Below are 13660 nucleotides of genomic sequence, written 5' to 3' on the forward strand. Positions count from 1 at the left end.
TCTTTCGCAGACGTACCTATTTGCTTTGCTGTTTTTTTATCACCTGTCGTTCTGCGTTAGGCCGCCCAGATTGACCACATCCGGCGGCAATGGCCACACCCACCGTGGACTCGCCAGTGGCAATGTGTATGCTGTACCGTCTAATACCCTAACCAGCGACTCTTCGAGCGTTGGGTCATTACCAAACCGTTTCAAGTCGTGCCACCTTCTGCCCCGGTAGATCAGCTCTTTCCGCCGCTCGGAAAGTACCAACCGGATGAGTTCGCTCTGCGTGATATCCTCGCTAACCGGCTCGAAGAGCTGCGGCTCGAACCGTTTGGAAAGCAACCGGTTCAAATCCTCCACACTCGCTGCTATATTACCAAGCCGCGCATTGCATTCCGCACGTACCAACAAAAATTCGGGAGAGGTTAAGCCTGTAAAGAAAAACGTGTTCGAACCGGAATAATGCCCTTTAAATGTAATCCTGCCTACATTATCAAAAAAGAATACCTGTTTGCGCAAGTCATGCATATCATATGAATTGTACAGCACGCTATCTACGGTAAGCCTTGCATTTGCGAGTATCGAGGCGTTGTTCATCATAGTGAAAAATACAATCTCTTTATTCTCCCGGCCATACTGCGGAAATGGCAGGTTCAAGGAAGCGTCGATTTCACTATAGTCGATGATATCGGAAGCCAATGAAAGCGCGTTATCAGCATAGCCCAGCGCAGCCGGATAATCGCCCATCTGAAGATAAACGTTCGCCAGCATACCCATAGCCGCCGCTTTATAGGGCCGGGTATTCAACGACATGACGGGTGGCAAAAGGCGAGCAGCTATTTCCAAATCATCGATTATCTGGCCGTAGGTATCAGCCAATGACGCCCGCTTATATTGGACATTGATGTTTGAGGTTGTCCGCAGCGGTATACCCAAGTCACCCGCTGCTGTCGTTGGCTCGTATTGCCGGCAAAAAAGCTGGGCTAATAGGAAAAAGTTCATGCCCCGGAAAAAATGAGCCGCTCCGATGACCTCATCTCGAAGCGCCTTATTGGCAGGAGTCTCCGCTATCTCACTTACTCCCTCCAGCACGAAGTTGGCATACAAGACTCTTTCATAGGATCGATTCCAGTCCATCCCCGTCCCGCCCTGATAAATATCATCCGCCCATATGTAGGCATTCCTTTGTACGGGATCGGAAAGTGCATTCCATTGCTGTGCGGTTATGTAGTAGTCATCGCTTCCGATCTCGCCTATGACCGGATAGTTATAATTCATCGCCTGATTCTCGAACACCGAGCGGTAATCCTCCAGCGTGACGGGTATGACCTGTGTCTTATCGCGCTTGATGTCGAGGAAGTCCTTCATACAGGCGGTCAGCAACAAGACGGCAACCGCCATCGGTAATATTACAGGGATGCTGTTCTTAACTGTCTTCATTTTTTTCATAATTGAATTTGCAAACCAAATGATAGTTGTAGCGGATTGGGATACATCGACCTTACGTCGGGGTCCACATCATAGTCGGTATATTTCCATAGTATCCCCAAATTCCTCGCATAGCCGTAGAGCCTGATCTGGGAAAGGCCGATTCTGCGTGTGTAGTCCCGCGGCAGTGCGTATGACAAACTGATATCCTGCAACCGTATATGGTCACCCCTTTCCAGGACCGCTTCGCTCCACATATAGGCTTGGTCGCGTCTCACATTTGCACTCTCGGGCATGGAAGGCACATTGGTATACAGCTCGTCGCCTGCCTGCTGCCACCTGTCCAAGTAGTCGATATGGGTTGTCTTTGCAGCGCCAAATAAGTTTCCATAAAGGATTGTACTACGTCTGAATTTGTGGCCAGCCTTCCAAAGGATATTCGCGCTGACCGAAAATGACCGCCATGTAAACGTGTTACGCAGCGAACCGAAATAAGGCGGCATGGAAACACCGGCCCGAATCACGTCTTCTTGCGTCAAGCCATTGAAATAGGCATTGTAATCCGTGCTTAACTTATTGTCTACCATCACCTGCGGGGCTCCTGTCTCGCCATCCAACCCATACCAAGGCAGGGCATACAATTGATCAATAGGACGGCCTACGATCAATGGCATGGTCGCTACCGACCCGAAGAAATCCGTGGCCAATGGCTCGCGGGGATTCCGGTAGTTTGTTACCGTATTCCTTACCTTGCTGAACAGCACCGTGGTCTCCCATCGCAAGGCACGATCAATGTTTACCGTGTTCAATTCGATATCAACACCACTTGTGTTCAAATTGGCGTAATTCCTACGGTTCTCGAGGTTGTACGAAATCCCTGAAAGAAAAATCCCGACAGTGGGATCAAACGCGTACTCGCCGATTAAGTTAGTGGCCCGCTTTTCATACAGCTCGACACTACCGGTCACCCGCCTACCAAACAGTCCAAAATCCAGCCCAAGGTTGATGGTATTGACGCGCTCCCAGCTCAGATCAGGATTACCCACACTGCGCATTGTCCCCATAGGCAATCCGGTAATATTGTTCGAGCCCACATACCAGATGTAGGGAAGTGATGAAAGCCATCGTACCGCATTTCCATTAGAACCGTATGTAATTCTCAGCTTAGCCATATCTAGCCAATCAGCGTCAAAAAAAGTCTCGTCGTTTGCATTCCATGCCGCGCCGACTGACCACAGGGGCACACCCTTCTGGTTGAAATCCACACCGAAGATATTCGAGGCATCCCATCTTATGCTTCCCGAGAAAATGTATTTAGTATTGTACGTATAACCTAAGTTTGCATAATACGATACAAAACGGTCGATAATGTGCGTACCTGAGGTATTGCCATTTGGAATACGGCCAGATAACCGCGGGCGCACCGGAAACGGGGTATCGAAATTGAGGTTGGTCACGTGGGCGAGTATGTCATCGACATAACCGTAGAGCCGGGAAGCTCCATGGTATTCATTGCGTTCCTGCCTGATTTCAACTCCGGCCAGTCCATTAAGGTGATGGCTATCGGCCAACAGGCCATTAAAATCAAGCTGGAACCGACCATAGTGGGATGAAAAGGATCGGTTCGACCGGTCCAAGATCCCCCCAAGGGGAACCGGGCGCGAGCCATCAGTCTGCGTGAACCGGTTAATCTCATGGCGGGCCGTATAGCTTTCCTCTACATAGTGGTTTCTGGCAGCACCGACGGTACTTTGGTATTGGTAACGTGCCTCGGCACTTAATCCGCCTAGCAACTGGTAGCGTATTGCACTGTTTAACCTTGTTTCCTGGGTGGTAGACGTGTTATCACCCATACGGAGCTCATCGAGGGGTCGGTAGTGCCAATCCAGCAATCCCATTTCACTGGCCCTCTCGGCATATCCGAACCTGTTATTTTTCACGACGGGAAGCGCATTGCCTTCTTCATCAGCCAATCGCATATATACGTATGGATCCCCCATGCCCGTCGGGGTAAGCTCGCTCAGGCTTATCCCATTGGTTGTAGCACGCCCCTGCATATAATTGAACGATGTATTGATGTTGAGTTTAGGCAATGGCTCGAAATCACTTCTCGCGCTTACGGTAACCCGCTTGCTATTGTTGCCGATGAGATTCGAAGCATTGTTGTCAAACCCGGCCGAAACGTAATACCGGTGCCTTTCGGAACCGCCGTTGATGTTTATGGCATATTGCTGGTTCACACTCTGGCGGTAGAGGTGCCGCGCCGCCCCGTCACGAATGTCGTATTGCTTAAGCTCAGTGAGCCGGTTATCCGCCGTCGGCCCGTCTATAGCCCCTTCATCCCTGGCAAAGAGAATATCGATAGCAGGTGTATAGGCTGTCCAATCATTCTTTGCATACAACCCTTTATCAAAAAGGACACGCTCCAACGCTACATATTCAGCGGGAGGCAAGAATGTCCTTGAGTAGTACAGGTCCGGTTTTTCGGCGATACTGATGTTCGTATTTACGTTGATTTGGGGTCTGCGCGACAGGGAGCCGCTTTTGGTGGTGATGACTATCACACCGTTGCCAGCCCGTGCCCCCCATATTGAAGCAGCGGCAGCGTCCTTCAGTACGGTGATGTGCTCCACATCATTTGGGTTGATATTAGCGATATCGCCCTCGTAAGGAAAGTTATCCACTACGATCAGTGGCCCCGTTTCGCCGCGGATGGTACTGACCCCCCGTACCCGTAAGTCAGGGCTAACGGCAGGCTCGCCCCTTGCTGACGTGTTCGGCAGCTCATAAGCCAGCCCATTTGTCACACCTTCCAACCGGCTTATCAGGTCGGTGCTTACGCTCCGGTTAAACAGACTGTTGTCAATACTTGTAAAGGACCCCGTGGCCTTTTCCCTTGGCAATGTCTGGTAACCGGTATTTACTACCACCTCATCGATATGTTTGATGGATTCCTCCAGCAACACCTCGATGGAACCTTTGCCGGAACCGGCTATCAAGATTTCGCGACTTTCATACCCAAGGCACGCTACGCTCAATGTATCTGTATGGGGCAAGCCTGAAAACGCAAAACGGCCGGCACTATCGGATGCCGACACCATCCCCGTCGCTTTACTGGTGATCGTTGCAGCGGGTATCGGCTGCCTGGTCCGGCCGGAATAGACCGTACCATCGACCGCCCGCGTGGTTTGGGTGTAACCCGCTACGGGAAAAGCAGCGATTAACGTGATTATTGCTATTAGCGGACACTTTATTCTTTTCATGGTGATTATTGTTTGGGTTGTTGGTTATATTTAAAAACAATCATTTTTACGGTAGTTACTTTTTCTGCCAGGTCCAAGCCATATTCTTGAAGCGCTTCTCTAACGGAGCCGATATCGGTAAACTTGGCGCTTACCATCATATCCACATTTCCGGCAATTCCGGTTTCATCTACGATAGGGCGGTTGAAAGGATCGAGTCCGATTTTAGGCCTGTTATCCAGCATGGCATTCATGTAATGGATAAGGTAGCTAACCGGCGCATTTTGGAGCACTAATGCACGACTGTCAGCATCCCAACTACGTAACGTCTCACCTCCCCGGGTCGATAAACCACGATAGCCCGCTGTTTTGACAATGGCAAGCGCCGGAACTTCCCGATCTTCGGACGCTACGACCACGTTGAAGTATTTGCCAAAAAAATCATTCAGGTCCCGAAACATCCGTTCATTCACATCCTGTATATCGCTGCCCTTCGGCAACACCAGGTTATAGCAGTATGCGTTTTCCTTTTCCCACCGGCTTCTCAGGGAATCATCGTGCACCTCTTTTAATGCCCGCTGGCTGATTCGGAAACGCAACGTATCGTCTACGTCGTAGATAATGTATCGATCGTTATTGAACGGTGCCAGAGCGGAATTCTGAAGTGCCGTTTTATATAGCATTTCAACGGGGTAGTTATACGCCAATATCTCATTGGGATACGGCCTGATCACGCCGGCTACCCTGGCCTGTAGCCGTCCGGATATAACCGATTGGTAGAGCATGTTTGAGCCGTTACCGCCATTCCCATTAATGAACAGCGGCTTCATCTTATCAAACGGAACTTCGATCTTATGATTGAAAGCAACATTCTTCCCTGCCAAAACATCTCTTATCATATTGGCACGGGCATACTCAGGCCCCACGATTGCCTCTACCCTACCCGACTTAATCCATACCTGGTGCGGGATGCTTTGGTGGGGAAAGTATTTTTTCAAGTTGGCCTCTTCTATCACCGAAGGCAATGACCAGCCTTTATTTGTGATGAAAGCCTCGGCCTTTTCCTCTTCTTCATAGGTTATTGGAATCACTGCGAGACCGTCTGCAAATTGCTTTTGCAGGGTATCTAATTTATAAAGGGATGAAATACATGGTTTGCACCACGTGGCCCAAAAATCGAGGATAATCAGCTTATCTCGATAATCATTTAAGGTTATTGAATCCTTCCCGCCAGCTGGCGGGTGGTTCACCAGCTTCAATGGCAAGTGCCAAAGGTATTCGGGAATGGTGTCCCCAATCTGCAAGGGCTTGACGTCTGCAACTGCCGTAGCCGCAGGCTCCGCTTCTTGGGCGGAGACCTGCTTCACGGCATACAAACACATGATCGTTGCTACAGCCATTAGGCTGCTATATATTTTTGAAAGGGCGTACCCCTCCCCTATGCGTAAAATTGGCTTCATTTAGCATTGGTTTTTAACGGTTTAAGAAAATTTATTTCTGGAACCGACGTACCAATGCGAAAGAAATTTTCGTTTAAAGTTGCAAGTATGGAAAAAAGCGTCTACTTTTAGCTATTGCGTATAGACCGAAAATAAACACCTTCGCCAACCTGAACTAAAACGGGTTTTTCTTTCAGCATTGGGGTCGGTTCAGCTGGGCTGATGGGGTCTCTATTAAGGAACACTAGACGGGTTGCATTTTGCTTTACCCCCCCTATCCTATCCATCCGCACTGGCTGGTTCGGTTATGCGCACATTAGTCCGGCGATCGGATGATGCATTTGAAAAGTTGTTTACGGGAAAACCAAGGACGCTGATCGGGGATTAGGTCTGGGTAGTTTTGCTTAGTTTTTAACGGTCTCGTTTTCATAATCATTTGGCTATGTAAACGATATCTGCTCGGTAAAGCTTGGAGGGTAGTATTGGTTAATAAAACACCAATAGGGCGAACTCTGCTGCTTTAATGGCTGAGGGAAACCGGCAGGAAACCCTAGCAGTATAATCTACTCGAGATTTCTCTGCTTTACCTCCAAAAAAGACCTATGCAAAGTTCGCCCTATCGGTTATATAGTATCGCAAAGATAATAATAATCCGATAGTCAATGGCGAACTCGCAGTCTTCTCGCAGGTAAAATTTGCCGGTTTTCTCAGACGAGAGACATCATTATGCAAGGATCAAAGCCCCTGCGTAATAGTCGCTTTCACAATAACTAGTACAAATATAGAAAAACATTTTGACTTGTCCGCTATAGCGGACATTATTTTTTATTTTTTATGCAATCATTAATGGCAAAAACTAAAGACGTACAACAGGAACATTTCGAAAATGACTTATTGAGCTTTATTAAGGTCAAATTTATTGAGCCAATTACCATCAATGGCCTTAAACCAACCATACGTCAATATGTAGAAATTACATCTATTGGCAAAGCGACAATCGAAAAATTAATAAAGAGTAAAGGGTATGATGTCCCAATTTCAACTATTCGCAAAATTTGCACGTACTCAAAAATAACCCTATCAGTTTTCTTTTCAATGTTTGAAGAATACCTAAAAGAAAAAGAAAGCAAGAAAAAGAAGTAGAGTTAGTTTCCCCTCCCTCCTTTTGTGATTGGTGAATAACGTGAGAGAAGTGGTGGGGGTCGGATGAGTGGTCTACTAAAAAAATATAGCATACCTAAAGTGGACTCGAAAATATTACTTGGAAAAATACTGCAGAGATTCGTTGACAGAAAAATTGCGAAAGTTAGAGGATACAATAAGTTTGGCTATGTAAAGCAAACGGACAAACAAGTCTACGTTTCTAGGGAAAATGGTGAAAACACGCCGGTATTTTTCAAGAAAATACTTACTGTTTTGGTAACGAGAACCAAAGACGGAATCATTGGTGTGAAGCACGGTCTTTATAGTGACAAATTACAAAGAAAAGTTAGCAAAAGTCGAACGGACAAGAATCAACCATACTCTAAAAAGACAACCTCAAATTGACAACTTATGTCAGACAAAATAAATAACATCTTCTATTCAGACGGCTTATTTGTCAAGTATCCATATGTTGAATTTGAACAAGAAGAATTTAACATATTGTTCAATTCAAACCGTGAGCAAAAATATACGTTAGATCTGTTTTGCCCGTTTTGCGAAAAGGAAAGTGTATTTTCTCCTATTCCTCAAGAAGATAACTATATCTATGAGCAAACGCATAGAAATAGTATGTTAGGTTCAGACCATCCCTTTAGCCTTAGAGATTCAGAACGAGGCAAAGAACACTGGCTTTCCAGATTGAATATTATCATACGAGAATTTGAGTGCAGCCGAAATAAAACAAGTCATCAGCATAATTTTGTTGTTGTTTTCAAATTTTATGATAACCACTTTTTAAAAATTGCGCAATCTCCTCCTGTTGCAGATTTGACAAATACGCAACTACGAAAATATAAGAAACTTAGTAACGATATTTTCCTTGAATTAAGTAAAGGAAGAGGATTATTTTCACATGGTATCGGAGTAGGGTCATTTGTATATTTAAGGAGGATAATAGAAAACTACATTGTAAAGCCAGAACTAAATAAGCTGGGTACTCAACATGAAATAACACCAGAAGAATTATCAAAAAAAGACTTCAAGGAAAAACTTAATTTATTAAAGGGAGAAATCTCAGACTTCTTGGTCGAAAATAAAAAAATCTATTCCATACTAAGCAAAGGCATCCATGAACTAACAGAAGATGAGTGCAAAACCAAGTACCCAGTCGTAGAAAAATGCATCGAAATGATTCTTGACGAACAAATAGAACTGAAAGAGAAGGCCAAAAAGAAAGAAGAGCTTGCTAAACAGCTTAACGAATTAAGTTAAGATTATCCGCAAATTATGCCCCATTACTAGGACACTAAATCAAAAAACACCAACTAAGAACCCGATTATTATTTCAAAGATGGAAAACATCCTAAAACTCGCAGAACGCGTCGATATCGCAATTGAAATCGGCGAAAGCTATTACCGTGAATTCAAAAGTGCATTTGAAGGATCGCCGAACTCAAAAACTCCCCGGAGAGTTCCGGAAATCAAATACGACGTTGCCAAAACACTTGTGGCGTTTGCGAATGCCGACGGTGGTGAATTATTTGTGGGAATAGAAGATAATCACAATGTGACAGGGATACCACATAATCAAAATCAAGTTAGTGAAATATTAAATGCTCCGAAAGACTGCATTCTTCCTGACACACCTATCCCTCTAAAACAAGGAGCCGTTATCGATTACAAAGGGAAAAGAGTAGTATACTTCTCTGTAAATAAAGGCGCCGATCTCGTGCATCTTACTGCAAAAGGAGAATGCTTCCAAAGAAAGGACCGAGAGTCGGCACCAACAGCTTCTGAAAAGATTACATATCAAAGAGAAGAAAAATCATCAAGAGAATATGATCGTCAGTTCGTGGATTTAGCAAAAATAACCGATTTAGATTATGAATTGTTAGAAAAAGTATCTAGTCAAATATCAAAACTTATCTCTCCCGAAAAACTCCTTCAATACCTTGACCTCGCAGAATTTGATGGATCATCATTGAAATTACGAAAAGCAGCTTTATTACTATTTGCTAAGAAATCAAATAAATGGCATCCAAGATTACAAGTCCGTATTTTCAAAGTTCGAGGAACTGAAGAAAAAACAGGCGCGGAATTCAATGTGACAGAGGTTGGGGAAGCTAATGGAAATATTTTTCAGTTAGTTGAGAGCAGTTGGGACCTACTTAGACCGCATTTAACCGACACCAAATTCTCTGACGACGCATTATTTAGAAATCAAATCATGTACCCTGAGTTAGCTTGTCGCGAAGCGTTAATAAATGCCATTACACATAGGGATTATAATGCGGAAGGCAGAGGTATTGAGGTCAAAATATTTAATGATAGGCTTGAGATCGAAAATCCGGGCGAATTGTTATCATCAATTACTATTAACGATCTAGAATCGCTATCTGGAGCACACCAGACTCGGAACACTTATGTTGCAAGAGTATTAAGAGAAACCGGTTTTATCCGAGAATTAGGAGAGGGGATACGTCGGATATTCGAGTTAATGCGCAATAATGATATGGTTGCCCCTAAAATTCGCTCACGGAACAAGACATATTCAATAACACTATTTTATAAACACGTATACACACCAGAAGAGCTGTTATGGCTAGAAGAATTTGGACATCTTACTTTAAGTAGAGAGCAAAAGACCGTAATACGGCTAGGTGTAAACGGTCGGCTTATATCAGCGAAAGAGATATTTGAAACTGTTGGAATAGTGGATGAAAAAGTTTACAGAGAATTACTGGAATCGCTCCGTACGCTACGGATCTTGGTTAACGTTTATAAAGATACTGAAGTTCAAAAATTAAGAAAAAAATATGGTGGCTCGAAAAAAGCTGTCCCAAAATTCAAAATTCAGTTGCCGGCTAGTAATTCCATTTCTGAACTCCAAGAAGAAGATCGCTCTGATTATGCGAGAATTTACGTAGGCAATATCCCTTATCAAATTAAAGAAGAGCAATTGTACATCGCGCTCGCCAAGTTTGGGGAAGTAGTGGATGTTATTATACCGAGATGGACAGGTGGGATACGCGATGGACAGACTAAAGGATTTTGTTTCGTGGAGTTTGACAAAAGGTTGTCTGCAAATAACGCCCTGAATTCTTCTTCCCCGATATTGATCGATGGTAAAAAGCTACGTCTCAAGGAGGCTGATAAGGTATTAAAGTAGGTTTAATAATTAGTTATTGATTATTCGCATCTTTATCGAAAATTCACACAAATTAAACTGTCCATGCAAACCGATGTAAGAGGCAAAATAAATGAAAAGAAACTTGCGTATAGCAATACGCTTCTTCCGCTTTTTGAGGCCATAGTCAATTCCATTCAGGCAATTGAAGAAGATAGCGCTACAAAACCTGGAATCATCGAAATCGATATTGCTCGCTCAAATCAAACGGGGCTTGAACTGGATGGGCAAGAAAAGCTACCTGACATCATTGACTTTACCATCAAAGACAATGGCGTAGGGTTCAATGAAGAAAACTATGAATCTTTTAACTATGCTCATTCTACATATAAAAAGGGAGGAAAGGGAATTGGGCGATTTTCTTGGCTAAGAGCATTTAGAAAAGCGGAGATTGAAAGTAGATTCAGGGAGGATGACCAATGGTACTTCCGGAAATTTTCCTTTGAGCCTACAAGGAAAGGAATTGAGAATCATATAAAAGAACGCGTTAATGGCAGTTTAGAAAGATACACTATTGTCAGACTAAAAGGACTTAAGGAAGATTATCGCAAATGGTGTAATTCAAAAACCGAAGACATAGCCCTTAAGATTATTGAGCATACTTTCATCTATTTTTTGGAAGATAATTGCCCCCGTATTCTGTTAAATGACTTAGGCAATCAGATTGTTGTGAATGATTTATTTCAGCTTTTTACTAATGGTCAAGTTACGGCAAAGCCATTGCCAATCCGTGGCAATCAGTTTAAGTTGAGTATCGTCAAATTATATAATAGTAAAGCGGACAATAAGATTCACTACTGCGCGCACAATCGTGAAGTAATCGCTGATAAAATCTCGGTAGACATCCCAGAGATTGATAATTTTCTGACAGATTCTGAGGGGAAAGAATTTTCGATAGCTGCTTACGTAGAAGGTGACTTTCTCGATGCCAACGTCAACGAAGAAAGAACTGTAATTCATTTTGACAAAGGTGAAGTGGAATTTCCCGACCAAACAACACAGGAAGAATTAAGAAAAGCTGTTACTCAGCTGCTGGCAACGGAGTTCGATGAACAAATAAGTGCCTTGTCCCAAATTAGATTGCAGCGCGTGAAAGAGTTTGTCGCAACACATCCACGCTACAAGCAATTACTAAAATATAAACCAGATAAGCTGAAAACAATACCGTCAACCTATAATGATGAGAGACTAGAGCTGGAGGTATTTAAAATCCAACAGGAATTGGAATTGGACGTAAAACGAGAAACCAAATCCGTACTAAAGTTCATTGAAAATGAACAAGAAATGGAGGATTTTGAAGCCAAACACAAGGAACTATATACCAAAATCATTGAGGTCGGCAATGCTAAACTATCTGAATATGTGATTCATCGAAAATTGGTATTAGACCTTTTCGATAAACTTCTGAAACATAAAGCAACGGAAAAAGCTGTCCATAGTCTCATATTCCCAATCCAAGCCCTTTCAGATGAAATCGGATTTGAAGACCATAATCTTTGGATGCTTGATGAAAGACTTTCATACCATAAGTATTTAGCCTCTGACAAGTCCTTTAAGAATATAGAACCAATAACATCGGAATCAAAAGACCGGCCGGATATTATCGTTTTTAACAAGCCTTTCGCGTTTGCAAACGATGACAAGCCATACGAATCAATCGTTATCATTGAATTTAAGCGGCCAATGAGAGACGACTACACTGATCAAGAGAACCCCATCTCGCAGATCAACAAATATGCGAGGGAAATCATTGCTGGCGAGGCGAAGGATAAATATGGTAGGGAGTTCGATTTCAGAGATAACACGCCAATATATGCATATATCATTTGTGACTTGACTAAGAAGCTTAAGGCTTTTGCGGCGGATGCGGGATACAAAAAGTTGCCAAGTGGGGATGGATATTTCTCATTTAATGACAATTATAATATGTATGTTGAAATTATGAGTTTTGATAAGGTGTTGAAGGACTCTAAGGAAAGAAATCGGGTGTTGTTTGAGAAATTGAATTTGGGCTAATAATTAATTATTATTTTAATCGATGGAGGAAATTTTCACTAATATCACTAAACTGGGCTGGGCTGCAATCGGTTCGGTGCTAACTTTGATTGCCTACATTATACTTGAAAAATTCAAATCAAAACAGTCTTTGTTTAGTTTCACGAAGACGTACAATCCGATTGGAACATCTATAAATGATAATTTTTTCGGTAATATAAAGATTATATATAATGATGAAAGGCCTGTCCAACATCTAAACTTTGTCAATTTGAAAATACAAAACAAAAGTAATAGGGATTTTGAGGATGTAATATTAAAATGCTGGGTTGACTCAGCAAGTAATATTCTAAGCGCAAATGCCTTTCATAACCAATATCTGACCACCATAGGACTTGAAGAAAATCATGAAGAGACCAGAAGACAAAAGATAGCACAAATCGATAACTACAATTTAACAATGGATCCGAACTTGCCTCAGCCACTAGTAATATCAGAGAACTATAAATATGTTCTAAAAAATTTTGTATGGCGTATACCTGCCTGGAACCGAAATGATTCCGTTGTATTTAATTTTCTCATTGAAAATACTCAAGGTAATATTCCTCTCCTAATGCACCCAATAGAAAAGAAGTCCGTGAAACTAATTGAAAGTAAGACTGCTGAGGAGATAAATTTGCAACGAGGGAAGGGCGCTTTACTTTATGGGTACTTAATTTACATTTTTAGCATATCGATCATTCTATCTCAATCCTCCATCGGCAAAAGTGATGTGATTATTTTTGGAATAATAGGCGGGCTATATTTATGGATTGGCCTTTTCCTTTACCAAATTGTGGGATATGTGAAGTCGTTTTTTAATTAAACGACTGGCCAATCTGAAAATTACTAAAATTTTCAAGACAGAAAAATGGATATGTCAAATTGGTTTGAAAATAGTCCTACAAAATCAATAACAATCTATACTATTGTAGTTGCTATTGACAGAGCTGTTGCTATGCGATCGATGTGAAAAAAAGTTTAATAAATTCCATGAATATACCCATGCTGATGTCAAAAAACTGATTATTGATGTGACTGAATCAGTTGATAAAGTCAGAGCAGATGACAGTTGGTGATTTTAACGCAATCCTACAAAAGATGAATAAATACGCTGTATTAGCGGCAACGACATCAATAATATATCGTCTGGCAAAAGTCGGGAACACCTAACTGGACCAAATTCCAAACCACTGCAGCCA

General features: G+C 42.8%; 8 protein-coding genes. 5 read left to right on the forward strand and 3 right to left on the reverse strand.

The genetic code is table 11. From position 1 onward, the window contains the following. Positions 1-39 precede the first annotated feature (39 nt). From IEV98_RS15985 to IEV98_RS15995, 3 genes are read right to left on the reverse strand one after another with little or no spacing between them, the layout of a single operon-like run. Complete coding sequence (locus tag IEV98_RS15985; protein ID WP_188507024.1) at positions 40-1425, reverse strand: RagB/SusD family nutrient uptake outer membrane protein; 1386 nt, start codon at positions 1423-1425, stop codon at positions 40-42. A 5-nt stretch (positions 1426-1430) separates the two neighbouring features. Continuing rightward, positions 1431-4676: a SusC/RagA family TonB-linked outer membrane protein gene (locus IEV98_RS15990; RefSeq protein WP_188507025.1), complete on the reverse strand. Its 3246-nt coding sequence runs from the start codon at positions 4674-4676 to the stop codon at positions 1431-1433. 5 nt (positions 4677-4681) lie between these two features. Further along, positions 4682-6115: a redoxin domain-containing protein gene (locus IEV98_RS15995; protein ID WP_188507026.1), complete on the reverse strand. Its 1434-nt coding sequence runs from the start codon at positions 6113-6115 to the stop codon at positions 4682-4684. 825 nt (positions 6116-6940) lie between these two features. Here IEV98_RS15995 and IEV98_RS16000 point away from each other — a divergent pair. The 5 genes from IEV98_RS16000 to IEV98_RS16020 all read left to right on the forward strand — a co-directional run bounded on the left by IEV98_RS16000 (position 6941) and on the right by IEV98_RS16020 (position 13284). Further along, complete coding sequence (locus IEV98_RS16000; RefSeq protein ID WP_188507027.1) at positions 6941-7237, forward strand: hypothetical protein; 297 nt, start codon at positions 6941-6943, stop codon at positions 7235-7237. Positions 7238-7648: 411 nt separating this feature from the next. Continuing rightward, positions 7649-8509, forward strand: coding sequence for a hypothetical protein (locus tag IEV98_RS16005; RefSeq protein ID WP_188507028.1), 861 nt, complete (start codon positions 7649-7651; stop codon positions 8507-8509). Positions 8510-8588: 79 nt separating this feature from the next. Beyond that, a complete protein-coding gene (locus tag IEV98_RS16010) occupies positions 8589-10406 on the forward strand; it encodes an ATP-binding protein (protein WP_188507029.1) in 1818 nt (605 codons plus the stop codon). Positions 10407-10469: 63 nt separating this feature from the next. Further along, positions 10470-12440 (forward strand): ATP-binding protein, encoded by a 1971-nt coding sequence (locus tag IEV98_RS16015; protein ID WP_188507030.1) that lies wholly within the window; start codon positions 10470-10472, stop codon positions 12438-12440. Between the two features lie 22 nt (positions 12441-12462). Then, complete coding sequence (locus tag IEV98_RS16020; RefSeq protein WP_188507031.1) at positions 12463-13284, forward strand: hypothetical protein; 822 nt, start codon at positions 12463-12465, stop codon at positions 13282-13284. The last annotated feature ends 376 nt before the right edge of the window (positions 13285-13660 follow it).

This window comes from Parapedobacter pyrenivorans (assembly GCF_014636865.1).
In the GTDB taxonomy this organism is placed as follows: Bacteria; Bacteroidota; Bacteroidia; order Sphingobacteriales; family Sphingobacteriaceae; genus Parapedobacter; species Parapedobacter pyrenivorans.